General features: G+C 39.3%; 29 protein-coding genes (1 of these 29 cut by a window edge). 14 read left to right on the plus strand and 15 right to left on the minus strand.

Annotated features, from left to right (window positions below):
* The 3 genes from guaB to guaA all read left to right on the plus strand — a co-directional run.
* Positions 1–632 carry the 3' portion of an IMP dehydrogenase gene (gene guaB, locus C3V42_RS02670; RefSeq protein ID WP_106013552.1) on the plus strand. Its footprint begins 835 nt before the window's first position, so 632 of the gene's 1,467 nt are visible here — the last part of the coding sequence; its start codon lies beyond the left edge, outside the window; it ends in the stop codon at positions 630–632.
* 68 nt (positions 633–700) lie between these two features.
* A complete protein-coding gene (locus C3V42_RS02675; protein WP_005646998.1) occupies positions 701–1,030 on the plus strand; it encodes a hypothetical protein in 330 nt (109 codons plus the stop codon).
* Positions 1,031–1,043: 13 nt separating this feature from the next.
* Positions 1,044–2,615 (plus strand): glutamine-hydrolyzing GMP synthase, encoded by a 1,572-nt coding sequence (gene guaA / locus C3V42_RS02680; protein WP_106013553.1) that lies wholly within the window; start codon positions 1,044–1,046, stop codon positions 2,613–2,615.
* Positions 2,616–2,656: 41 nt separating this feature from the next.
* On the opposite strand, the gene udp is transcribed toward guaA, so the two are convergent.
* Both udp and C3V42_RS02690 read right to left on the minus strand, forming a co-directional pair.
* The gene (gene udp, locus C3V42_RS02685) at positions 2,657–3,415 is read right to left on the minus strand and encodes a uridine phosphorylase (protein ID WP_106013554.1); all 759 of its coding nucleotides are present in this window, start codon (positions 3,413–3,415) and stop codon (positions 2,657–2,659) included.
* Positions 3,416–3,463: 48 nt separating this feature from the next.
* Complete coding sequence (locus tag C3V42_RS02690) at positions 3,464–4,030, minus strand: DUF5358 domain-containing protein (RefSeq protein ID WP_083071931.1); 567 nt, start codon at positions 4,028–4,030, stop codon at positions 3,464–3,466.
* Positions 4,031–4,175: 145 nt separating this feature from the next.
* Here C3V42_RS02690 and menB point away from each other — a divergent pair, with 145 nt between their 5' ends.
* From menB to fis, 11 genes are all read left to right on the plus strand, one after another.
* Entirely contained in the window at positions 4,176–5,033 is an 858-nt protein-coding gene (menB, locus tag C3V42_RS02700) for a 1,4-dihydroxy-2-naphthoyl-CoA synthase (protein WP_005630980.1), read from the plus strand.
* A gap of 68 nt (positions 5,034–5,101) precedes the next feature.
* Positions 5,102–6,091 carry an o-succinylbenzoate synthase gene (gene menC, locus C3V42_RS02705; RefSeq protein ID WP_164994213.1) on the plus strand — a complete coding sequence of 330 codons (990 nt, stop codon included), beginning with the start codon at positions 5,102–5,104 and terminating at the stop codon, positions 6,089–6,091.
* 56 nt (positions 6,092–6,147) lie between these two features.
* Positions 6,148–6,597 carry a type II 3-dehydroquinate dehydratase gene (gene aroQ / locus C3V42_RS02710; RefSeq protein WP_065265633.1) on the plus strand — a complete coding sequence of 150 codons (450 nt, stop codon included), beginning with the start codon at positions 6,148–6,150 and terminating at the stop codon, positions 6,595–6,597.
* A gap of 152 nt (positions 6,598–6,749) precedes the next feature.
* Entirely contained in the window at positions 6,750–7,217 is a 468-nt protein-coding gene (gene accB, locus C3V42_RS02715; RefSeq protein ID WP_065265632.1) for an acetyl-CoA carboxylase biotin carboxyl carrier protein, read from the plus strand.
* A gap of 176 nt (positions 7,218–7,393) precedes the next feature.
* Positions 7,394–8,740: an acetyl-CoA carboxylase biotin carboxylase subunit gene (gene accC, locus C3V42_RS02720; RefSeq protein WP_065265631.1), complete on the plus strand. Its 1,347-nt coding sequence runs from the start codon at positions 7,394–7,396 to the stop codon at positions 8,738–8,740.
* Between the two features lie 204 nt (positions 8,741–8,944).
* Complete coding sequence (locus C3V42_RS02725; RefSeq protein ID WP_005634512.1) at positions 8,945–9,202, plus strand: DUF997 family protein; 258 nt, start codon at positions 8,945–8,947, stop codon at positions 9,200–9,202.
* Positions 9,199–10,653, plus strand: coding sequence for a sodium/pantothenate symporter (panF, locus tag C3V42_RS02730; protein ID WP_065265630.1), 1,455 nt, complete (start codon positions 9,199–9,201; stop codon positions 10,651–10,653). Before C3V42_RS02725 ends, panF begins: the two co-directional genes overlap by 4 nt.
* A 119-nt stretch (positions 10,654–10,772) precedes the next feature.
* Complete coding sequence (locus C3V42_RS02735; protein ID WP_065265629.1) at positions 10,773–11,645, plus strand: EamA family transporter; 873 nt, start codon at positions 10,773–10,775, stop codon at positions 11,643–11,645.
* A gap of 35 nt (positions 11,646–11,680) precedes the next feature.
* Entirely contained in the window at positions 11,681–12,568 is an 888-nt protein-coding gene (gene prmA / locus C3V42_RS02740; protein ID WP_106013556.1) for a 50S ribosomal protein L11 methyltransferase, read from the plus strand.
* Between the two features lie 146 nt (positions 12,569–12,714).
* The gene (gene dusB, locus C3V42_RS02745; RefSeq protein ID WP_065265627.1) at positions 12,715–13,695 is read left to right on the plus strand and encodes a tRNA dihydrouridine synthase DusB; all 981 of its coding nucleotides are present in this window, start codon (positions 12,715–12,717) and stop codon (positions 13,693–13,695) included.
* A complete protein-coding gene (gene fis, locus C3V42_RS02750; RefSeq protein WP_009500196.1) occupies positions 13,689–13,988 on the plus strand; it encodes a DNA-binding transcriptional regulator Fis in 300 nt (99 codons plus the stop codon). Before dusB ends, fis begins: the two co-directional genes overlap by 7 nt.
* A 118-nt stretch (positions 13,989–14,106) precedes the next feature.
* Here fis and glmS read toward each other — a convergent pair whose 3' ends face one another.
* The 13 genes from glmS to C3V42_RS02815 all read right to left on the minus strand — a co-directional run bounded on the left by glmS (position 14,107) and on the right by C3V42_RS02815 (position 24,790).
* The gene (gene glmS, locus C3V42_RS02755; protein WP_106013557.1) at positions 14,107–15,939 is read right to left on the minus strand and encodes a glutamine--fructose-6-phosphate transaminase (isomerizing); all 1,833 of its coding nucleotides are present in this window, start codon (positions 15,937–15,939) and stop codon (positions 14,107–14,109) included.
* 54 nt (positions 15,940–15,993) lie between these two features.
* Positions 15,994–16,767, minus strand: a complete 774-nt coding sequence (locus C3V42_RS02760; protein ID WP_106013558.1) for a DeoR family transcriptional regulator — start codon at positions 16,765–16,767, stop codon at positions 15,994–15,996.
* A gap of 126 nt (positions 16,768–16,893) precedes the next feature.
* Positions 16,894–17,166, minus strand: a complete 273-nt coding sequence (locus C3V42_RS02765; protein WP_048952927.1) for an HU family DNA-binding protein — start codon at positions 17,164–17,166, stop codon at positions 16,894–16,896.
* Between the two features lie 139 nt (positions 17,167–17,305).
* Complete coding sequence (locus C3V42_RS02770; RefSeq protein ID WP_106013559.1) at positions 17,306–17,896, minus strand: DUF416 family protein; 591 nt, start codon at positions 17,894–17,896, stop codon at positions 17,306–17,308.
* A gap of 9 nt (positions 17,897–17,905) precedes the next feature.
* Complete coding sequence (gene hemE / locus C3V42_RS02775; protein ID WP_106013560.1) at positions 17,906–18,970, minus strand: uroporphyrinogen decarboxylase; 1,065 nt, start codon at positions 18,968–18,970, stop codon at positions 17,906–17,908.
* Entirely contained in the window at positions 18,971–19,771 is an 801-nt protein-coding gene (gene nudC / locus C3V42_RS02780; RefSeq protein WP_106013561.1) for an NAD(+) diphosphatase, read from the minus strand.
* Between the two features lie 68 nt (positions 19,772–19,839).
* Positions 19,840–20,436 carry a Fe-S biogenesis protein NfuA gene (gene nfuA / locus C3V42_RS02785; RefSeq protein WP_005634545.1) on the minus strand — a complete coding sequence of 199 codons (597 nt, stop codon included), beginning with the start codon at positions 20,434–20,436 and terminating at the stop codon, positions 19,840–19,842.
* Positions 20,437–20,511: 75 nt separating this feature from the next.
* Positions 20,512–21,198 (minus strand): ComF family protein, encoded by a 687-nt coding sequence (locus tag C3V42_RS02790; protein ID WP_164994244.1) that lies wholly within the window; start codon positions 21,196–21,198, stop codon positions 20,512–20,514.
* A gap of 12 nt (positions 21,199–21,210) precedes the next feature.
* Positions 21,211–22,548 (minus strand): type IV pilus secretin PilQ family protein, encoded by a 1,338-nt coding sequence (locus C3V42_RS02795; RefSeq protein ID WP_065265620.1) that lies wholly within the window; start codon positions 22,546–22,548, stop codon positions 21,211–21,213.
* Positions 22,549–22,557: 9 nt separating this feature from the next.
* Positions 22,558–22,971 (minus strand): pilus assembly protein PilP, encoded by a 414-nt coding sequence (locus C3V42_RS02800; protein ID WP_048952933.1) that lies wholly within the window; start codon positions 22,969–22,971, stop codon positions 22,558–22,560.
* Positions 22,968–23,489 carry a competence protein ComC gene (gene comC, locus C3V42_RS02805; protein WP_065265619.1) on the minus strand — a complete coding sequence of 174 codons (522 nt, stop codon included), beginning with the start codon at positions 23,487–23,489 and terminating at the stop codon, positions 22,968–22,970. The genes C3V42_RS02800 and comC overlap by 4 nt, the downstream gene beginning before the upstream one ends.
* Positions 23,486–23,992 (minus strand): competence protein B, encoded by a 507-nt coding sequence (locus C3V42_RS02810; protein ID WP_065265618.1) that lies wholly within the window; start codon positions 23,990–23,992, stop codon positions 23,486–23,488. Before C3V42_RS02810 ends, comC begins: the two co-directional genes overlap by 4 nt.
* Positions 23,993–24,790 carry a competence protein ComA gene (locus C3V42_RS02815; RefSeq protein WP_106013563.1) on the minus strand — a complete coding sequence of 266 codons (798 nt, stop codon included), beginning with the start codon at positions 24,788–24,790 and terminating at the stop codon, positions 23,993–23,995.
* Positions 24,791–24,813 lie beyond the last annotated feature (23 nt).

Below are 24,813 nucleotides of genomic sequence, written 5' to 3' on the forward strand. Positions count from 1 at the left end.
TAGCGACTGCTGAAGGTGCTATCGCACTTGCAGACGCAGGCGCAAACGCAGTGAAAGTAGGTATCGGCCCTGGTTCAATTTGTACTACTCGTATCGTAACCGGGGTGGGTGTTCCACAAATCACTGCTATAGCAGATGCAGCAGCAGCATTAAAAGATCGTGGTATTCCAGTTATCGCGGACGGTGGTATCCGTTTCTCAGGTGATATTGCAAAAGCTATCGCTGCAGGCGCAAGCTGTGTAATGGTTGGTTCTATGTTCGCAGGTACAGAAGAGGCTCCAGGTGAAATCGAACTTTACCAAGGTCGTGCATTTAAATCTTATCGTGGTATGGGCTCATTAGGTGCCATGGCGAAAGGCTCTTCAGACCGTTACTTCCAATCGGATAACGCTGCAGACAAACTCGTACCAGAAGGTATCGAAGGCCGTATTCCATACAAAGGTTACTTAAAAGAAATCATCCACCAACAAATGGGTGGCTTACGTTCTTGCATGGGCTTAACTGGCTGCGCGACCATAGAAGAATTACGTACGAAAGCAGAATTCGTTCGCATCAGTGGCGCAGGTATTAAAGAAAGCCATGTTCATGACGTAACCATTACTAAAGAAGCGCCAAACTATCGTATGGGCTAACAATGAATAAAAGAGCGGTTAAATTTGCCCGCTCTTTTGAACTGTTTCAGGCAATAAAAGGAACTATAATGAAGAAATTTATATTACTGATTCCATTTATTCTATCGGCCTGCACATTACTCGGTCCAACTTATACTGGGGAAACAACCGCAGACGATTTACTAAAATATGATACGGCAAGTAACATTAACCTATTTTTTAGAGCAATCCATAATTGTACGCCAAAACAAATTCACACTCAGATAGATGATGTAAAACTAAACAACAAAACTTCCACTGTAGACTTAGTGAATGAAACTTGGACGGTAAAAGGCTGTAATAAGACTGAAACATTTCACATCAAATATATCAGCGATGGACATGGTGGAACTTACATCAATATGACAAAACAAAATTAACATAAGGCAAAAAATGACAAATATTCACAATCACAAAATCCTAATCCTCGACTTTGGTTCACAATATACTCAACTAATTGCTCGTCGTGTACGTGAAATTGGTGTGTACTGCGAACTTTGGGCGTGGGATGTGACTGAAGAACAAATCCGTGAATTTAATCCAGACGGTATCATTCTTTCTGGTGGTCCAGAAAGTACCACTGAAGAAAATAGTCCACGCGCACCTGAATATGTATTTAATGCTGGAGTCCCGATATTAGGCGTTTGCTATGGAATGCAAACTATGGCAATGCAACTTGGAGGCTTAACCGAAACGTCAGAGCACAGAGAGTTCGGCTATGCTTCAGTTTCTCTTAAAAATTCCACCGCACTTTTTGCAAATCTTAATGATAACTTGATAGCAAATGAGCCGACTTTAGATGTTTGGATGAGCCATGGTGATAAGGTCACTCGTTTACCTCAAAACTTCCAAGTTACTGGGACTACTCCAACCTGTCCAATTGCAGCAATGTCTGATGAAAGCCGTCGTTTCTACGGAGTACAATTCCACCCAGAAGTAACCCACACCAAAAAAGGTTTAGAATTATTAACTAATTTTGTCGTGAATATCTGTGGTTGCGAAACCAAATGGACAGCAGAAAACATTATCGAAGATGCCGTTGCTCGTATTAAAGAGCAAGTAGGCGATGACGAAGTTATTTTAGGCTTATCTGGTGGTGTTGATTCCTCTGTTGTTGCACTGTTATTACATAAAGCGATCGGTAAAAAACTACACTGCGTATTCGTGGATAACGGTTTACTCCGCTTACACGAAGGCGATCAAGTAATAGAAATGTTTGGCGATAAATTCGGTTTGAACATCACCCGTGTGGATGCGGAAAGCAGTTTCCTAGGCGAACTTGCAGGCGTATCCGATCCTGAAGCGAAACGTAAAATTATCGGTAAAGTATTCGTTGATGTCTTCGATGATGAATCGAAAAAACTCACTAACGTTAAATGGTTGGCACAAGGTACGATCTACCCTGATGTAATTGAATCTGCAGCAAGCAAAACTGGTAAAGCACATGTGATTAAATCACACCACAACGTAGGTGGTTTACCAGACTATATGAAACTTGGCTTAGTTGAACCATTACGTGAATTGTTTAAAGATGAAGTACGTAAAATCGGTTTAGCATTAGGCTTACCAGCTGAAATGATCAACCGCCACCCATTCCCGGGCCCGGGTTTAGGCGTGCGTGTATTAGGCGAAGTGAAAAAAGAATACTGCGATTTATTACGCCGTGCAGATGCAATCTTTATCGAAGAATTACGCAACAGCGGTTGGTATGAAAAAACCAGCCAGGCCTTCAGCGTATTCTTACCAGTGAAATCTGTAGGTGTAATGGGCGATGGCCGTAAATACGATTGGGTTATCTCCCTACGTGCGGTAGAAACCATCGATTTTATGACCGCACATTGGGCTCATTTGCCTTATGATTTATTAGGCAAAGTGTCTAACCGTATCATCAACGAAGTGAATGGCATTTCTCGCGTGGTGTACGACATCAGCGGAAAACCACCAGCAACGATCGAGTGGGAATAGAACCAGAATAAATAACGCCTTGTAAAACAAGGCGTTATTTTTTAATTTAACAATATTTTCGCTGCATCTATTACCACTGAAACGGCTTTCTCTTCAGTCTCTTTCATTGTCGCTTCATTTGGAATTTCTTGTTGAGTGCGGTTTACAATCACGCCTGCAACCATTCCTGCTCGTAACCCCAATGCGCTACACATGGTAAACAATGTTGACGATTCCATTTCATAGTTCATAACATTCAAATCTTGCCACTGTTTAAGTAGTCCTTGGTAATCACGATATACTTTACCACTATAGGTATCATAACGTTCTTGACCTGGATAGAATGTATCAGATGATGCAGTCACACCTACATAAGGTTCAATCCCTTTTGCTTTCGCTGCATTATAAAGTGCAGTTGTACATTCAAAGTTTGACACAGCCGGATATTCTAACGGTGCAAAATGGCGGCTTGCACCATCTAAGCGAACAGAAGCCGTTGTAATAAGAACATCACCCACATTAATATGTGGTTGAATTGCCCCCGTTGTACCAATCCGTAAGAAAGTGCGAATGCCAAGTTGAGCCAGTTCTTCCACACAAATTGAGGTTGATGGCCCACCAATACCGGTAGAGCATACAACAACAGGTTGCCCATTAAGATAACCTAACCATGAAGTAAATTCACGCGTGCTAGCAAGAAACTCTGGATTATCAAGTTGTTTAGCAATACGCTCACTACGCGCAGGATCGCCGGGGACAATAGCGAGTGTTGCGCCTTTAAGTTGAGATTTTGTAAGATTAAGATGGAATACATCTGACATAGTCGCCTCCTTATTATTTTTATATTGTATGTTTACATGCCAAAAAAATTAAAGCAATAGCATTGAACCCCATTTGATAATATCAAAGAAGAATTTATTTTCATTCGTCGCGATACCATCAGGATTTTTCGGTGTGCCATCTTCATTTTTCTGCACTTCCACCATGCCATTTTTATATTGACCTTTCACGACAGCCAAATCATCGCGCGCTTCATTACGTAATTTTAAACACGCCTGTTCAGTTAAAGGCTCAACATTACCTACTTCAGTACGGAATTTTTTAAACTGATAGCTTGCATAATTCATCGACTTCTCATCACCTTGAATAATCTTCACATATTGCTCGCCAATAATTTTTTCCAATGGATAGAAAAAGACATATTGTGAATGAATATAGCTATCTTCTTTAGAAAAATGCTGTTGCAAAATTCGAGTTAAATTTGGGTAAACGCATTGTTCTGCTTGCTTACTTGCAATCGCCCACTGTTTTGCATCTTGATCGGAAAGTTGGTAATCCGCCCCCGCAAATTCACCTGGGATTGCGGATTGTGAGCTACCAAATATTGAGCAGCCAGACAGCAATGCTGCCATACCTAAGGTTGCAATTAATTTCACATTTGATCCTTATAAAAGTGAGAATGCGCAAAATTCTAGCAATATCTTCACAACAGATAAAGCAGCAAATGAATTTAGTTTTCCTGATCCGAAAAACTTCCGCTATAATGACCACACTTTTTTACGTTAATTAAAAGGAATTCTCATGCAAAATCCAAAAGATGATGTGTTATATGCGCCTGTTGAGTGGGTTGATCACAGCGAAGGCTACAGCGACATTCGCTATCATAAATCTACTGACGGTATTGCCAAAATCACAATTAACCGCCCAGAAGTTCGTAATGCGTTCCGTCCACAAACAGTGAAAGAAATGATCACTGCATTTTCTGATGCACGTTTCGATGAAAACATTGGTGTCATTGTATTAACTGGCGAAGGCGAAAAAGCATTTTGTTCTGGTGGTGACCAAAAAGTGCGTGGAGACTACGGCGGTTACAAAGATGACAGCGGCGTACATCACTTAAATGTATTAGATTTCCAACGCGATATTCGTTCTTGTCCAAAACCGGTCGTGGCAATGGTGGCAGGTTATGCAATTGGTGGCGGCCATGTATTACATATGCTTTGTGACTTAACAATTGCTGCTGAAAATGCCATTTTCGGGCAAACAGGGCCAAAAGTTGGTTCATTCGATGGTGGTTGGGGCGCAAGCTATATGGCTCGTTTAGTGGGTCAGAAAAAAGCGCGTGAAATTTGGTTCTTATGCCGTCAATATAATGCACAAGAAGCATTAGACATGGGCTTAGTCAATACTGTTGTGCCTTACGCTGATCTTGAAAAAGAAACCGTGCGCTGGTGTCGTGAAATGTTACGCAATAGCCCAATCGCGATTCGTTGTTTGAAAGCAGCATTAAATGCGGATTGTGATGGCCAAGCTGGTCTTCAAGAATTGGCGGGTAATGCAACGATGTTGTTCTACATGACTGAAGAAGGTCAAGAAGGTCGCAATGCGTTTAACGAAAAACGCGCCCCAGACTTCAGCAAATTCAGACGTAACCCTTAATTTATCGTTCTAAAGTGCGGTTAAAAATCTTCGTGAATTTTGACCGCACTTTTGTATTGGGAGCAAACATGGCTGAAAAATCATTTAATCTTTACCGTTATTCCATCCCCGTTGATAGCCAACTTATTCTACGTGATCGTTTTTTAAAACGCCGTGAAGGCTTAATCGTAAGAGTGAGTTGCAGCCGAGACGGTTGGGGAGAAATCGCCCCGCTACCTGGTTTTAGCGAAGAAACCTTAGACCAAGCTCAAGAACAAGCAATTGAATGGCTAACGATATGGTGCAATGCAAGCTGCGATGCACCTCGCGTACCATTAGATGGCACCTATTCCTCCGTTGCTTTTGGTATCAGTTGCGCAATGGATGAAATGAAAGGTTATTTACAAGCTGAAGGCAATTATCATACGGCACCACTTTGTTATGGCGATCCAGATGAACTGTACGCTAAACTTGCGAGCATGGAAGGCGAAAAAGTGGCAAAAATGAAAGTGGGCATATACGAAGCCAATCGCGATGGATTAATTGCCGATATGTTTTTAGAGGCCATTCCTGATTTACAATTACGACTAGATGCAAACCGCCATTGGTCATTAGAAAAAGCGTTGCAATTTGCCGCTAAGGTCAAACCTCAACATAGAAAACGTATTCAATTTTTAGAAGAGCCTTGTAAAACACAAGAACTCAGCCGTGAATTTGCAGCGCAAACCGATATTGCGATTGCATGGGATGAATCCGTGCGAGAGCCTAATTTCTGCATAGAAAAAGAACCGCACTTATCGGCTGTCGTAATCAAACCCACTTTAATTGGTTCAATTCAACGTTGTGCTGAACTCATTAACCAAGCACATTCGTTAGGCCTAAAAGCGGTTATTAGTTCAAGTATCGAAAGCAGTTTAGGGCTCTCTCAGCTAGCGCGAATCGCACAACAATACACCCCGAATGTAACGCCAGGCTTAGACACGTTAGATTTGATGGAATATCAAGTGCTACGCGCTTGGCCTGGTTCTAATTTACCTATTGTGGATTTAGAATCTGAATTTATCACTAAAATTATCTGATTCGACCACCCAAAATCGAAAAATCAGTATAATGCGCCACACAAAAAGGATTAAAAATGTCGCAAATACACAGAATTTTGCTGTTAAATGGCCCGAACTTAAATATGTTAGGGGCTCGCGAGCCAAAACATTATGGCAGTATTTCTCTAGCATCCATTGAAGAGAAAATACAAACATTAGCCACTCAGCACAATGTAAAAGTGGAATGTTTTCAAGCCAATAGTGAAGAAAAATTAATTAATAAGATCCACGAAAGTTTTCAGCAAGTCGATTTTATTTTAATTAATCCTGCTGCTTACACCCATACCAGTGTAGCATTGCGCGATGCACTTTTAGCTGTTTCAATTCCTTTTGTGGAGATTCATTTATCCAACGTACATAAACGTGAACCATTTCGTCATCATTCTTATTTTAGCGATGTGGCTGAAGGCGTTATTTGCGGTTTAGGCGCAAAAGGTTACGAGTTTGCCTTTTTATTTGCTATCGATTACCTTGCTAAAAAATAAGAAAATCGAGCATTTTTGGCGAAATTCACAGAATTTTATCGCAAATTTGCAAAATTTAAGGTAATCTTTACAACGCAAAAATAAGTTTATTCATAACCGCACTTTTTCATTTAAAAGTGCGGTTAAAATTTCAATCTTTTTAGGAAGAACGTATGGACATTCGTAAAATCAAAAAATTAATCGAATTAGTAGAAGAATCTGGCATTACTGAATTAGAAGTGCAGGAAGAAGAAGGTACAGTACGTATTAGCCGTGCAGCGCCAGCAGTTACTCCAGCAGCAGTTCAATACGCTGCAGCACCAGTAGTAGCACCAACTCCAGCTGCTACGCCAGCTCAAGCCCCAGCAGCTGCGACACCAGCACCAGCTGCATCTAATGAAGTATCAGGCCATCTTGTACGTTCACCAATGGTAGGAACGTTCTATCGCAGTCCAAGCCCAGAAGCAAAAGCATTCGTTGAAGTGGGTCAATCTGTGAAAGTTGGCGACGCGCTTTGTATCGTTGAAGCAATGAAAATGATGAACCGCATTGAAGCGGACAAAGCTGGTGTAGTAAAAGCAATTCTTATCAACGACGGTGACGCTGTTGAATTCGACGAACCATTAATCGTTATTGAATAATTTCCAATATTTTCGTCGGGCGGACTTTAGTCCGCCTATTTCATATACAAACAATTAGAGCGAATTTATCGTAGGCAATATAAATTGAAATCTGTGCACACCAAATTTTATAGGGAGAACAATATTTCAATAACCTACATAAAAATTCACGTCTATATGACTAAACGGACTCTTTTATGTTAGAAAAAGTTGTGATTGCTAACCGCGGTGAAATTGCACTACGCATTTTACGTGCTTGTAAAGAATTAGGTATTAAAACTGTGGCGGTTCACTCCACTGCCGATCGTGATTTAAAACACGTTTTACTTGCTGATGAAACCGTTTGTATCGGTCCAGCACCTTCCGCAAAAAGTTATTTAAATATTCCAGCTATCATTGCTGCCGCTGAAGTAACAGGCGCAGATGCAATTCATCCAGGATACGGTTTTTTATCTGAAAATGCTGATTTTGCTGAACAAGTTGAACGCTCAGGTTTCACTTTCATCGGCCCAACTGCGGATGTCATCCGTTTAATGGGCGATAAAGTTTCAGCTATTAAAGCGATGAAAAAAGCAGGCGTGCCTTGTGTACCTGGTTCGGATGGCCCTGTAGGTAACGACATTGCTAAAAATAAAGAAATTGCTAAACGTATTGGCTATCCAATCATCATCAAAGCATCCGGCGGTGGTGGCGGCCGAGGAATGCGTGTCGTTCGTGGCGAAGACGCATTAGAAGAATCTATCGCGATGACCAAAGCCGAAGCGAAAGCCGCATTCAACAATGATATGGTCTATATGGAAAAATACTTAGAAAATCCACGTCACGTGGAAATTCAAGTATTAGCAGACACGCATGGCAATGCAGTTTATTTAGCTGAACGTGACTGCTCAATGCAGCGTCGTCACCAAAAAGTTGTAGAAGAAGCGCCAGCTCCAGGTATCACAGAAGAAGTTCGCCGCGATATCGGCTCTCGCTGTGCAAAAGCTTGTGTAGAAATCGGCTATCGCGGAGCAGGTACGTTTGAATTCTTATATGAAAATGGGGAATTCTATTTCATTGAAATGAATACTCGTATTCAAGTGGAACACCCTGTAACTGAAATGATTACAGGTGTAGATTTAGTGAAAGAGCAATTACGCATTGCAGCAGGCTTGCCGATCTCCTTTAAACAAGAGGACATCAAAGTTAAAGGCCATGCAATAGAATGCCGTATTAACGCAGAAGATCCAAAAACATTCTTACCATCTCCAGGCAAAGTAAATCACTTACATTCGCCTGGCGGGTTGGGCGTTCGTTGGGATTCTCATGTTTATGGTGGCTATACAGTACCTCCACATTATGATTCTATGATCGCAAAACTTATCACTTATGGTGATACGCGTGAAGTTGCAATCCGTCGTATGCAAAATGCATTATCTGAAACAATTATTGATGGTATCAAGACCAACATCCCACTTCATGAATTAATTCTTGAAGATGAAAATTTCCAAAAAGGCGGAACCAACATCCACTATTTGGAGAAAAAATTAGGTATGCATGAATAATTAAATTTTAAATGGCTAACAAGTGTTAGCCATTTTCGCATATCCCTAAAACTTATTTAATGATAATAAATACTAGAATCAGCAAAACATTTTGAATTATTCAAAAAAGTTGTAAGATTAGCAAACATAAGGGGCGTATAAAATATATGCCCCTTATACCATTCAAAAATATACTTTCACTTATAAAAATTTTAAGGAAGAAACATGACATTAAAACAACGTTACCAACAAGCGGCCAAGGAAGCTAGTTGGGCATTAGGTCTATCTATTTTATATGTGATAGGTTGGTGCTTATGTGCTTATTTGCCTAAAGAAACTCAAGGGCCGATTGGTTTCCCCCTCTGGTTCGAACTCTCTTGTATTTATTTGCCTATTCTGTTTATTGTAATTGGCCATTGGATTATCAAAATTATTTATCAAGATATCTCTCTTGAAATCAAGGATGAGGAGAATCAAAAATGAATTTAGGTATTATTCTCCCTTTAATTATTTATCTTGCATTTATATTTGGTGCTGCGATTTTCGCTTATGTAAAACGAACCAAAGGCGATTTCCTAACGGAATATTATGTAGGTAATCGCTCGATGACTGGTTTTGTTCTTGCAATGACAACCGCGTCAACTTATGCCAGTGCAAGTTCTTTTGTAGGCGGCCCTGGAGCAGCTTATAAATATGGATTAGGCTGGGTATTACTTGCGATGATTCAAGTCCCAGCAGTGTGGCTTGCATTAGGCGCATTAGGTAAAAAATTCGCGCTATTATCAAGAGAAACCAATGCGTTAACGATTAACGATCTTTTCCTTTATCGTTATAAAAACAAATATTTAGTCTGGCTATCAAGCCTTGCCCTTCTTCTCGCATTTTTTGCGGCCATGACCGTGCAATTTATTGGTGGTGCGCGTTTATTAGAAACAACCATAGGTATTTCTTATACTCAAGCATTGCTCTTATTTGCTTTAACGGTAGGTATCTATACATTTATCGGGGGGTTTCGTGCCGTCGTACTCACGGATACCATTCAAGGTACTGTCATGATTTTAGGTACTATTATTCTCCTTGTAGGAACCATTTATGCGCTCGGTGGGATAGAAAGTGCGGTTAATAAATTAACAGAAATCGATCCTGCGTTAGTCACGCCTTACGGGCCAAATGGAATGTTAGATTTTCAATTTATGGCTTCATTCTGGGTACTCGTCTGTTTCGGGGTCGTTGGTCTTCCACATACTGCTGTTCGATGCATGGCATTTAAAGACAGTAAAGCCTTACATAGAGGGATGCTAATTGGAACAATTGTTCTTTCCATCATTATGTTCGGTATGCACTTAGCCGGTGCGCTTGGTCGTGCAGTTATTCCAAATTTAACGGTATCGGATCAAGTGATTCCAACTTTAATGCTAAAAGTATTACCACCTATTATTGCTGGTATTTTCTTAGCCGCACCGATGTCAGCAATTATGTCCACAATTGATGCGCAACTTATTCAATCTTCTTCTATTTTTGTAAAAGATTTATATCTTTCTACGAAACCTGAAGCGGCAAAAAATGAGAAAAAAGTTAGTTATTTTTCATCTATTATCACGCTGATTTTGACCGCACTTTTAATCTTTGCCGCCCTCAACCCACCAGATATGATTATTTGGTTAAACCTATTTGCCTTTGGTGGACTCGAAGCCGCATTTTTATGGGTGATTGTGCTGGGTATTTACTGGGATAAAGCAAATGCTTATGGTGCGTTAAGCTCAATGATTATCGGCTTGGGAAGTTATATCTTGCTCACTCAACTTGGCATAAAATTATTTAACTTCCATCAAATCGTACCGTCATTAGTATTTGGATTAATTGCATTTTTAGTAGGTAATAAATTGGGCGAACGTCGTATCGAAAAAACTCAATTAAAAGTTACCGCACTTTAAGCATTAATCAATATGATGTCACCTTCTTCTAAATTAGAGGAAGGTGATATTTAATTTTCTCACTTTCAGAAAGTTCTACGCTAAAACACAGAATTGGAACAATTCACAAGGATACATCAATGCTCTATCAAATTCTTGCGCTACTTATTTGGAGCAGTTCATTAATCGTCGGTAAACTCACTTATTCGATGATGGATCCTGTGCTTGTTGTGCAAGTGCGGTTAATTATTGCAATAATTATTGTCATGCCACTTTTTTTACGTCGTTGGAAAAAAATTGATAAACCCATGCGTAAACAGCTTTGGTGGTTGGCATTCTTTAACTATACCGCCGTATTTTTATTGCAATTCATCGGACTAAAATATACATCCGCATCCAGTGCAGTCACCATGATTGGGTTAGAACCGCTGCTCGTTGTATTTGTTGGACATTTCTTCTTTAAAGACAAAGCAAAATGGTTTCACTGGCTATTCGGCGCAATGGCATTTATTGGCGTGGCAATTTTAATCAATGGTGGAAAAAATAATGAAGGCATTGATAACATCAGTTTATTTGGCTGTTTATTAGTGCTAAGTGCTGGGATCATTTTCGCAGCCGTGTTACGTTGGACACAGCGAGTTGTGGCCAAAGTCTCAACGCAAGCTTATACCTCTGTCAGCATTGTACTTGGGACCATCACAACGTTGCCATTTACGCTATTGCTCACAGAAAACTGGCAAATATCATTAAATTCCACAGGTATTGCAGGTTTATTATATCTTGCCATTGGCTGTAGTTGGCTTGCCTATTGGTTATGGAATAAAGGCCTTAATAGTGTGGATGCCAATATCTCCGGTATTTTAGTTGCACTTGAGCCGTTATTCGGCATCTTATTTGCCGTATCATTACTTGGCGAAACGCTATCATTTTCAGCCGCACTTGGTATAACAATCATCATGCTCGCCACACTTGGCTCGACTTTACTGCCGAAAATTTTGAAAAAATCGGTATAATACGCCCCATTTTATGAAATCAAAGGAAAAAACAAATGGCTTGGATTCAAATTCGCCTCAATAGCACCAATGAAAAAGCAGAACAAATGAGTGATTTTTTAGAAGAAATCGGCTCCGTTTCTGTGACTTTTATGGATAGTCAAGATACTCCGATTTTTGAGCCTTTGCCTGGTGAAACTCGTTTATGGGGCAACACCGATGTTATTGCGTTATTTGATGCAGAAACAGATATGGCAGAAATCGTCCGATTATTAAAAGAAGCAAAATACTTAGATAACAATACGGCATACAAAATTGAACAAATAGAAGACAAAGACTGGGAGCGCGAGTGGATGGATAACTTTCACCCAATGCAATTTGGTAAGCGTTTATGGATTTGTCCCAGTTGGCGTGATGTGCCTGATGAAAGCGCCGTCAATGTGATGCTTGACCCAGGCTTAGCGTTTGGTACAGGTACTCATCCTACAACCGCGCTATGTTTAGAATGGCTAGATGGCCTAGATTTAAAAGATAAAACCGTCATTGATTTTGGTTGTGGTTCAGGTATTTTAGCCATTGCTGCATTAAAACTTGGTGCGAAAAGTGCAGTGGGAATTGATATCGATCCACAAGCGATTCTAGCTAGTCGTAATAATGCCGAGCAGAATGGCGTAGCTGATCGCCTACAACTGTTCTTATCTGATGAAAAACCCGCTGATTTAAAAGCAGATGTCATGGTGGCAAATATTCTTGCTGGCCCGCTCAAAGAACTTTACCCAATCATTAGTCAACTTGTTAAACCTAATGGCGATCTTGGTTTATCAGGCATTTTAGAAACTCAAGCTCAATCGGTATGCGATGCCTATGCACAAACATTTGCGTTAGAGCCAGTCGCAGTCAGAGAAGAATGGTGCCGAATTACGGGTAAACTAAAAACGCTTTAATTTCTTTTTGTCAATCAAAAAAAGTGTATTTTTTAAACAAATTTCACTTTGCAAAGTAAGGCAAAATGCGTATTATAGCCAGCCTTGTCGGTCGTCGACCAGTTCGACACTAATTAGATTTAGGCTTGCTAGGAAGGTAACGTAAAATGCGAATCGGTTCATACCAATTAAAAAATCGTGTTTTACTTGCACCAATGGCTGGCATTACCGACCAGCCTTTCCGTCGCCTTTGTGCATATTATGGTGCTGGACTCACATTTTCAGAAATGATGTCCACAAATCCGCAAGTTTGGCATACCGAAAAATCCAAATTGCGCTTGGCACATAGCGAAGATTTAGGTCTCAATGCTGTGCAAATTGCAGGTAGTGACCCACTCGAGATGGCACAAGCCGCTGCCGTCAACGTGGAATATGGCGCTCAAATCATTGACATTAATATGGGGTGCCCCGCCAAAAAAGTAAATCGCAAACTCGCAGGCTCTGCATTGTTGCAATTTCCAGATTTGGTGGAAAAAATCTTGCGGGAAGTAGTGTCCGCCGTCAATGTGCCAGTGACCTTAAAAATTCGTACTGGCTGGGATAAATCTAATCGAAACTGCGTTCAAATCGGCAAAATTGCAGAACAATGTGGCATACAAGCATTAACGGTGCATGGTCGTACACGCGCTTGTCTTTTTGAAGGTGAAGCAGAATATGACAACATCAAAGCCGTTAAACAAGCAATTGCCATACCGGTCATAGCCAATGGTGATATTGATTCTGCTCGGAAAGCAAAATTCGTTCTCGATTATACTGGAGCGGATGCCATTATGATCGGTCGTGCTGCGCTAGGTAACCCTTGGCTATTTCAAGCTGTGGAAAACCTAATTGAGCATGACTCGATAAGCCAAATGCCAAGTTTAAACGAAAAGTGCGGTCAAATTTTGCGTCATATTCAAGAATTACATCAATTCTATGGCGAACAAAAAGGCTATCGCATTGCGCGTAAACACGTGGCTTGGTATTTACAGGGAATTCAACCTGATTCCGTTTTTAAACAGACTTTTAATGCAATTAGTGATCCAAAAGAGCAACTCATTGTATTGGAAGATTTTTTCAATTTAATTTTGGATAAAGAAAAATGTTAGAACAACAACGTAATCCTGCTGAAGCCTTAACGGTATCAGTATTAAATGCGCAATCACAAGTAACCAACAAACCATTACGCGATTCAGTAAAACAAGCATTGCGTAATTATTTAGCGCAATTAGATGGTCAAGATGTGAATGATCTTTACGAATTAGTATTAGCGGAAGTTGAACACCCGATGTTAGATATGATTATGCAATATACTCGTGGTAATCAAACCCGTGCAGCAAATATGCTTGGTATCAACCGTGGTACATTACGTAAAAAACTAAAAAAATACGGTATGGGCTAAGTTATACGTTTTTTTAGATAGGAAAGGGCGAACATTTTTATGTTCGCCCTTTTCATTCAATCAGATAAAGCACAAGCTATAACCTGTGCTTTAAATTTATCTTAAAATCAACCGCACTTTATTCTACGGTGACGGATTTCGCTAAGTTACGAGGTTGATCTACGTCAGTACCTTTAATTAAAGCCACATGATAAGAAAGCAACTGCATTGGGATGGTATAAAAAATCGGTGCAACGATATCATTGACTTTTGGCATCGTGATGATTTTCATTCCTTCACTTGGTGTAAAGCCCGCTTCTTTATCGGCAAATACGTATAATTGACCGCCACGAGCACGAACCTCTTCAATGTTCGATTTTACTTTCTCTAATAATTCATTATTTGGTGCCACAACAATTACTGGCATATCCGCATCAATCAACGCTAATGGACCATGTTTCAATTCTCCAGCCGCATACGCTTCAGCGTGAATATAAGAAATCTCTTTCAATTTCAAAGAGGCCTCTACGGCAATTGGATAAAATGCACCACGACCTAAGAAAAGCGCATGATGTTTTTCAGCAAAATCCTCAGCTAATGCTTCAATTTCTGTATCAAAAGCCAACGCTTTTTCAATTTCAGCAGGTAAAGATTGCATTGCTTTAATAATCTCATGCTCTTTTTCTGCAGAAATATGACCTTTAACTTTACCAAGTGCCGTCACCAACATTAATAACGCAGCGAGCTGTGTCGTAAATGCTTTTGTTGATGCCACTCCAACCTCAACACCGGCACGCGTCATAAATGCAAGATCTGATTCGCGTACTAACGAAGAGCCTGCCACATTACAAATTGTTAATGCCGCCATATAGCCCTTTTCTTTCGCTAAACGAAGTGCAGCTAAAGTATCTGCTGTTTCGCCAGATTGAGAAAGTGTAATCAATAAGCTATTTGGACGTGTAACAAATTTGCGATAACGAAACTCTGATGCAATTTCAACATCACAGCTCACGCCAGCCAAAGATTCAAACCAATAACGTGCCACCATACCTGCATTATAAGATGTACCACAAGCAACAATTTGAATATGCTCAACTTTTTCTAAAATGTCTTTTGCACCATTACCGATTGAATCGACAATCACATTTTCATGATTGAGACGCCCTTCCATTGTATTGATAAGTGCGGTTGGCTGTTCGTAAATTTCTTTCTGCATAAAATGACGGAATTTACCTTTCTCTGCCGCATCATTTTCAAGATTAGATTCGTGAATTTCACGCTCAACTTTATTGCCGTAAGTATCATAAATATCAACTGTACGACGTGTAATTTCTGCAATATCCCCTTCTTCTAAAAAGATAAAACGGCGGGTAACACTTAAAAGTGCAAGTTGATCTGAAGCTAAGAAATTTTCACCAAGGCCTAAACCAATCACTAGCGGACTACCAGAACGGGCCGCAACTAAATGTTCAGGATGGCGACTATCCATTACTACCATACCATATGCGCCCGTGAGTTGTTTTACTGCTTTTTTCACAGCTTCTAAAAGTGAATCCGTGCTACGCATTTCCCATTCGACGAGATGAGCAATCACTTCAGTATCTGTTTGTGATAAAAATATATAACCACGAGATTTTAGTAACTCTCGAAGTTCTTCATGATTTTCAATAATACCATTATGTACTACGGCGAAGGTACCTGACACATGTGGATGAGCATTGGTTTCCGATGGCTCACCATGCGTTGCCCAACGAGTATGCGCAATCCCTGTACCACCAATCAATGGTTTCTCCGATACAGTATCGTCTAAGGCTTTAACTTTACCTAAGCAGCGCACGCGTTGTAATTCATGATTTTCATTTACCACTGCTACGCCTGCAGAATCATAACCACGATATTCTAAACGATGTAAACCATTAATTAAGATTTCCGCTACATCTCGTTGCGCTACCGCGCCGACAATACCACACATAAGCTTTCCTTATTGTTCATTAAATAAAAAATACGTCTAATTTTTAACCGCACTTTATACACAAATTACTTCTACGCCATGAGCTAAAATGGCTTGTTTATCTTGTTCTGATAATCCCGTATCAGTAATAAGCACATCAATTTGTTGCCAAGTTAATTCTAAATTTGGCATTTTCCGACCAATTTTCTGAGATTCCACCATCACAACAACTTCGCGAGAAACTTCCGCCATCACCTGACTTAATCCTACAAGTTCATTAAAAGTCGTAGAACCTCGAGCTAAATCAATGCCATCAGCACCAATAAAAAGTTGGTCAAAATCGTAAGAACGCAGCACCTGTTCAGCTACTTTTCCTTGAAACGATTCCGAACGAGTATCCCAAGTTCCACCAGTCATCAGCAATGTTGGCTCATTTTCTAATGCTCTCAATTCCGTTGCCACGGAAAGAGAATTCGTCATTACAACTAAGCCTTGTTTTAAATTAAGTTGTTTAATCAGAGTCGCCGTAGTACTACCGCTATCTACTATAATGCGGTTGTGATCTCGAATACGTTCAGCGGCAGCTTTCGCTATGACAAACTTTCGCTTCGTAAGTTCATCATTTTCGTTTTCATCCATAATTTCTTTTGGCATTAAAATTGCGCCACCATATTTACGCAATAAAAAACCACTTGTTTCTAGCGCACTTAAGTCTTTCCGAATCGTCACTTCAGATATATCAAAAAGCTGCACTAGTTGATCCACACTCACCTCACCTTGCTCTTGTAAAAGTTGCATAATGGTATGGCGACGTTGTTTAGTATTACGAGGCTGGCTATTTTTTTTCATTAAGCTATCTTTAGACACAAAAGTTTCGGTTCGAAAGTTTATATAAACAATATTGTTTTGTAAAGTAAATTTTTGTCAACAAAAAACCCTGCTCATTGGCAGGGTTTAAAATCATTCAAATATTAATTATTTAATTGCGTCTTTTAATGCTTTACCAGATACGAATGCTGGTACTTTAGATGCGGCGATTTTAATTTCAGCACCAGTTTGTGGGTTACGACCAGTACGCGCTGCGCGTTTATTTACTTTGAATGTACCGAAACCGATTAATTGTACAGGCTCTTCCTTTTTAAGACTTGCTGTGATTGCATCTAAAGTAGCTTCTAATGCAGCCTTAGCTTGTTTTTTATTTAATTCTGCTGCGCTTGCAATCGCATCAATTAGATCTGTTTTGTTCATAAATTTGTACCTTCTGTTAAAAGAAAAATTCTACTATTTAAATACGCCAGCGGGCTTTTACCGCAATAGCTTTGCAAAGGATAATCTAACTTTCAAAGAAATAAAAGAAAGATTTTCATTTTTTGTGACAAATATCACATTATTGATGGAATTCTATACCAATATTAGACATACCTTCAGCTCTAATTTCATTCTTTAAGCCTAAAATTAAAGCAATATCTCGCTTTTCACACTCTTTAAGCAAACGATAAACTTGCCATTGTATATCTAATTCACCTTGGATATCTTCACTTTCTTTCAATTCATGTTCAGTCCAATCTCGTCCTGTTTCAGTTTCTAGCAAACTCGTGATTGTACCTAAAGAAATTTGACTAATTTCAACCGCTCTTTCTAAGGTTTCGCCCGCTATGATGCCGTGTAATATCTCTGAAAGAGATTGACACGCATCTAATGCTGGAATAACCCCAAAACTATTATAATCATTTACATCAGGAATAATTTCTTCTAATTTTTCAAGCTGACTCTCAAAATTGATTTTCGCATCTTTTACGATTAAATATTCCCATACTAGATTAAGTATGTTTTGATAAACCTTTACTTCCATTTCAAGATTATTCATCTGACAGAATAAATTGAAATTAGGTGCCATACGTTCACATAATGCAGCCATAAAAGTAAGATGTTGCCAACTTTCTAAATTCTCCAAACGTTTATGAATTGGATTTCGCATGATATTCTCTTATTTATGATAGATTCTAGAATAATGGTGCACGGCATCTACAAAAACTTTAGGCGCATTTTCTGGTACATCTTGATGAATTCCATGCCCAAGATTAAATACATGACCACTTCCAGTACCAAAATCAGCTAAGATTGACTGAACTTCTTGTTCGATACGCTCTGATGATGCATACAACACGCTTGGATCCATATTACCCTGCAATGCAACTTTATGCCCTACACGTGCTTTAGCATCAGCAAGATTCACTGTCCAATCTAATCCAATCGCATCACATCCGGTATTAGCTATGGCTTCTAACCATAAACCACCACCTTTGGTGAACAATGTGACAGGTACTCGACGACCATCATTCTCACGAATCAATCCATCTACAATTTTATGCATATACTGAAGAGAGAAATCTAAATATTCTCTATGTCCCAACACTCCGCCCCAAGTATCAAAGATCATCACAGCTTGAGCGCCAGCCTTAATTTGAGCATTCAAATAAAGCGTGATGGAATCAGCTAATTTATCGAGTAATAAATGAAGTGTTTTCGAATCAGAATACATCATTTTTTTGATTTTTCCGAAAGTCTTACTTGAGCCACCTTCTACCATATAAGTAGCTAATGTCCAAGGACTACCAGAGAAACCAATAAGAGGGACCTCTCCTTTTAGCTCACCACGAATTGTGCGTACAGCATTCATAACATATTGAAGTTCTTCCTCAGGATCTGGAATAGGTAAATTTTCTACCGCGCTTTTACACTCAATTGGTCGGGCAAATTTAGGACCTTCCCCCGCACCAAAACTTAAACCTAGCCCCATAGCATCTGGAATAGTCAAAATATCAGAAAATAAAATCGCAGCATCTAAATCATAACGACGAAGCGGTTGGAGCGTCACCTCACAAGCTAAGTCAGCATTGCGACAAAGTGACATAAAATCTCCTGCTTGGGCACGCGTCACTTTATATTCAGGCAAATAACGTCCAGCTTGACGCATCATCCAAACAGGGGTGTAATCCACTGATTCACGTAATAAAGCTTTTAAATAACGATCATTTTTTAATACTGACATTTAGATTTCCTTCTGATTATCCTCTGCTCGGCAAAGCTCAAGCGTTGTATGTATAAGTTTATGTGCGATAGTACCTGTTGGCGGTAATTCTGGCAAGGGTTGATCATAAGAAAACCACTGTGCATCATGAATTTCACTTTCCTGCAAAGTAATTTCACCACTCTCATAATCAGCAAGAAAACCGACCATTTGAGAATTCGGAAATGCCCAAGGCTGGCTACCAAAATAACGAATGTTTTTTATCGAAATCCCTGTTTCTTCAAAAACCTCTCTCCGCACTGCTTGTTCAAATGTTTCACCGACCTCTACAAAACCGGCAAGGGTGGTATATATTCCCCCGTTCGGGTGATAATGACGCTTGTGATTAGCAAGCAATATTTCTTTGCCACGTCGAACCGCAACGATAATGGATGGGCAAATCACAGGATAAGTTCGATACCCGCAGTGAGTGCATTGCAGGGCAAGTTCATCTTGAGTTTGTTGTGTTTTATGACCGCACTTTCCACAGAATTTATGGGTTTTCAGAAAATGATTAATTTCCACACCTCGGCTTAATACATGGAATTCATCCTCTGGCAGAGAAAGTAATCCACGCAAACTTACATATTCTCGTTCATCACTTTCTTGCTCAGCCACAAGCCGTAACGGATGATTTTTCCATTCCCCGATTTGCATTGCCTGCAATCCTTCCATTCCAAGGGTTTTAGCCGTACCACAAGGCAACTCATTATTCAGCAAATAAAGATTCGCCCCCTGAGTAAACAACCAATAACCAAAATCATCCGGATTAAGTGTTTTCATTTTTTACTCCATAAAAATAACCGCACTTTCAAAAGTGCGGTTATTATAAATCTTATTTTTACCACTCACTAATAATAAGAGTGCTCTCCACGCTGATGTTCGGTTACGTCTTTTGCACCTTTTAATTCATTCGGGAATAAGCTAATAAGTTGTTTTTCTACGCCATCTTTTAAGGTAACATCCACCATTGAGCAACCATTACAGCCACCACCAAATTGTAAAATTGCGTAACCATCTTCAGTAATTTCAATTAAGGTTATGCGTCCACCATGACTTGCAAGCTGTGGATTAATTTGAGTTTGAATCACGTATTCTACGCGTTCAATTAATGGCGCATCATCCGCCACCTTACGCATTTTGGCATTCGGTGCTTTTAAGGTAAGTTGTGCACCAAGCTCTTCAGTAACATAATCAATTTCTGCTTCTTCTAAGAAAGGCAAGCTCACTTCATCAATAAATGCAGAAAAAGTGTCGTATTTCATTTCAAAATCACTTTCTTCCACGGCATTCGGTGGGCAATAAGATACGCCACATTCCGCGTTAGGGGTACCAGGATTAACGACGAAAATACGAATATTCGTTCCTTCTTCTTGCGTGTCTAAAAGTTTTCTAAAATGCGCTTGTGCGGCATCAGAAATAGCGATTTGCTGGGTTGCTTGTTCCATAATAATGTCCTAAATACTTGAGAGAAAGTATCAGGAATAATACGCCCATCGCGCTTTTTTTTCCAGTGCTTTATATTAAGCACGCGCCAGCCCCCACACTTGGATCTCCTCCACGCCCAATTTTCGCAACAATTTTGAGATTTCATTGAGTGTAGAACCAGTAGTAATTACATCATCCACCAACGCAACACGACGATAAGGAAATTCATTTTTCGAAACAGCAAGAGAAAAGGCATTTTTTAAATTCTGACGACGATCTTTTGCACTCAAACCACGTTGAGTATGGGTGTGTCTCACACGCTTTACGATATTGTTCAAATTAGGAATATCCAGCCAACGACTTAATTGCTGAGATAATAAATCCGCCTGATTATAACCCCGTCGCCACTGACGAAAATGATATAAAGGCACTGGAATGATCGCTTCTGGCAATTTAAGTTGATGTGTTCGTTTAGCATCACGCACCGCAAGATATAAAAGCCGAGCCAAAGTGCGGTCAATCCAAAATTGATTTTGAAATTTAAAACGGTGAATCAATACAGAAAGTGGTTCAACATAATGTCCAATAATGACTATCTTATCCCAACTAGGTTCTTGTTTAAGACAATTACCACAATGTAGCGCATAATATTGCAATTCCGAACCACAATGACCGCAATAAGGAAAAGATTTAATTTGTTTTTGGCAACCTGAACATAGCCCATTTTTTGCAATATGAAGATAGCCACGACAGTGGATACAGCGAAAATTAAAAAAATTCATCATCTAAAAAAGTTATTTTTTACCCGCACTTTTTTGCTTCAAAGCATCTAACGTTTCTCCTGCTTTTAAAATATGCGGCGTCACGAAAATCACTAGCTCACGTTTTTGATGTCGTTCACTTTCTTTACTAAACAATCGTTTAATCCCTGGTATATCGCCAAGTACTGGCACTTTATCTTCGCTTTTTGTGATCGTATCGTGGAACACGCCGCCAAGCACAATGGTTTCCCCATCTTTGGCAAAAACTTGAGTATTAATTTCTTGCTTATCAATAGAAACCACCTCGTTTTGTCCATAAGCGACACGAGAACCTGGGGAATTTTGGCTCACCAATAAATCAAGCAAAATATTGTTATCTTTAGAAATATGTGGTGTCACTTCCAAACCTAGCACTGCCTCACGAAATTCCACAGATTGCGTATCGTTACGAGTATTGCTCACAACATAAGGAATTTCTGTTCCCTGTTTAATACTCGCACTTTTCTTATTCGTGGTTAGTAAGCGAGGACTAGCGATAATTTCTACATTATTTTCACGCTCCAACGCACTCAATTCTAAATCAAGCAATCGCCCATTAATTTTCGCGACTTGTAATGCTATCGAGCCAGCAGGTGTCGTCGTTGTCGCAAAATTTACATTAAGATTATCCGCAATATTTTCAAAGCCATTACCGGCTAAGCTGCCGGCTACACGCGCAGCATTTTCCGTTGGATTAAAAATCCCCCACCGAACGCCAAGTTCTTTCAAACTCTCATCCGTAATTGTCACAATACGAGCTTCAATAGCGATCTGCTCAATAGGTTTATCCATTTCAGAAATTAATTTTTTAATATTTTGCACAGAACGAGGTTCATCCTGAATAACCAGTAAATTACTACGATCATCAAAGGTAATGCTCCCTGCAGGCGAAAGCAACGATCCACTTCCTGTTGTTAAGGATTTCATTAATTCAGAGGCTTTAGCAAAATGGAGTTTTACCGTATGGCTCACTAAGTGCAGTTCATTTGTAGCAAGATTTCCTGCAACTTGACCTTTGCCTGATAGCCCTCCATTCAGATAATAAATACCCTCATCTTTATTCAAAGTAAGCTTCTTACTTTTAGCGATTATTTGTAGCAAACGTGGCATGTCAATATTATCTAATTTCAAAGAAATATTGCCTTCTAGCGTCTCATCCATCACTAAATTGACGTCATGTTGGAAAGCTAATTGCTCCAGAGTTTGAGCTAAAGGCGCTTGCGACAAACGAATAAAAAAACGTTCGTTATCAGTTTTGGGGTTAGCAAAAACGATTAATGGCAACCAAAAATACATTAAAAAACAACCGCACTTTAAAAGATATTTCTTCATAATCTTCCTTTAAAAACTTAATTCTTTCTGTTCAGTGCTATCACATTGCTCACCGAGCTTACGCATAAATTGCACTTTATTTTGATGAATTTTTTCCACTAGATAGCCCTCTTTAGCCACATCAACGCCCTCTAAAACACTGTAAATTTGCAAATCCTGATCCTGCAATAACGCAAAGGCTTTATCTTTAGAAATCACTACGCCTACCAATTTTAAAGCGTTCAAAGGAATTTCAACTGCTTGGCGATTTTCATCCGCTCCACATAGATTATTAGGTACATCTGAGGAAATTATTTCTGTCTGTTCCATTACTGTTTGTGCGTTATCAAACTGAGAACTGTTACGCTGTGTTTTATCGAAAGGATCTTGTCCCCAACTACAATTCATAAAAAATAATATAATCAGGAAAAACCAATGTTTCATTTTGTCTCCTTATCTAGCTGAAAAATAATCTCGGTTTGCAATGGGCTGTCTTCGGGTTTCATAAATTGCAGCCGACTTACAGAAAGCTGTGACGTATTAGCTAAAAGTGCGGTTAAAAATGTCTTCGTTTTTTCAAAATGCCCTGTAAGCTGTAAATGCAAAATGGGCTGTTGCCCCATTTCCCAACGTAAATTCTGAGATAAACCGTTACGCGCAGCTAAACGTTGAATTTGTTTATTCAACGGCATAATTTGTGCAGCCTGTTCTGAAGAAAGTTTTCGGCTTTCCGATTGCTGCTGTAAAGAGGTTAAGATTTTCTGTTGATGCAACAATTCTGATCTTTTCCCTGCTAATTCACTTTCGATTTCATGGAAACGCGAGATCCCCTCAATATAATCTAAAACGGGGCGAAAAATCACCGCACTTAATAACAATAAAAAAGTTAAACCGTGCACACAAAAAGGCTGACTTAGCCATTTTCCAAAAGGTGTAAAAGGATCGTTAAAAAAGGCTTTCACTTTTCCTCTCCTTGTTCCATATCAAAGCGAAAAAACAATGTATGTTGTTCAGGCTGAACTTGACTTAATTTCACATTGGGGAAATGTTGCTTTAAAAATTGATGTACCGACTCAAATTCCATTTGATCTTGCGCTCGACCTTCCAAAATTAAGTTATGGCCATCTTGTTTAAATCGGTTTAATTCGCCTTTCTGAAGAGGCAATTCACTTAATCGTTGCAAACTATTTTGAACTTGCCCATTTGTGAGAGAGTGCAAAACTTCACCAACTTTCACCGCACTACGTAACAGATCAATTTGAGTGGTAGTTTTGTGAAGTTGCTGATTAAGTTGCTCAAAATACTTTTGCTGTGTCTGCAAATTTTGTTTCTGTTGTTCAATCAAATTGCTAAAAGCCAACATTAAATTAATAGCAAGTAAGATAAATAAGGCAACATAAAAAGCTAAACGACGTAAACGCTTTTGATATTGATAAATACGCCAAGGCAATAAATTCATCGACATTTAGCTACTCACTTTTTGTTGATGTAAATCTTTTTGCCACAGCGCATTGCCGAGCGCGATAAAGGGTAAATCTGTTTCTACTCTATGCCAGTGTTCTGGTAATGGTGTATGACTTGAAGGAATTTGATACACAAAAACTTGTTCAAGTTTTCCCTCAAAACGTTCCGTAAATTGCTCATAAAGTACAGTGAGATTTTCATGAGATTGTAAAATTTGCGATTGCTGCGCTCTTTCACAAATCGCCAAACAATAGTCATCTTCTTGAAATAAAAATAAGGTATTTTCTGACCGCACTTGTTCATTCAACAAATATTGAAATGCACGCAAGATGCTATGAGGAACAATATCTAATACATTAATTTTAAATGGCTGAAAATCTTGCAAATAAGTTTGCGCACTTGCTTCTCGAATTGCCGTAATCTCTAAACGAAAACCTTGCTTTAACGGAGTAGAAATATAATCAAACCACAATTCCTCTAAAGGAATAGGCAACTCTTTCTCAATCACAAATTTACATTGTTGATGACATTCTTGTGAATTTAATAGTTGCGGTAACATTAATACTTTCGACCAAGTCAAGTGAGCAGAAATACTTGCCACAAACTGCAAAGGAAAAGTTTTCCCTTGAAATTGTGTTTTTAAATGTCGCAAAAAACGATTTTTTAAATCACTATCATTGATAGAGGCTTGATAACATTGTGGCTGTTCAAGTTCATCAAACCATACAAAATCAAAATTACCTTGTTTACGGTGAATACCAATTTGTAAAGTGCGGTGATTTTTCGAGGAGAATTGCATATTCTTTCCTATTCTTTAAAGTC

The sequence above is a fragment of the Haemophilus sp. oral taxon 036 genome, assembly GCF_002998595.1.
GTDB classification, from domain to species: Bacteria; Pseudomonadota; Gammaproteobacteria; order Enterobacterales; family Pasteurellaceae; genus Haemophilus; species Haemophilus haemolyticus_K.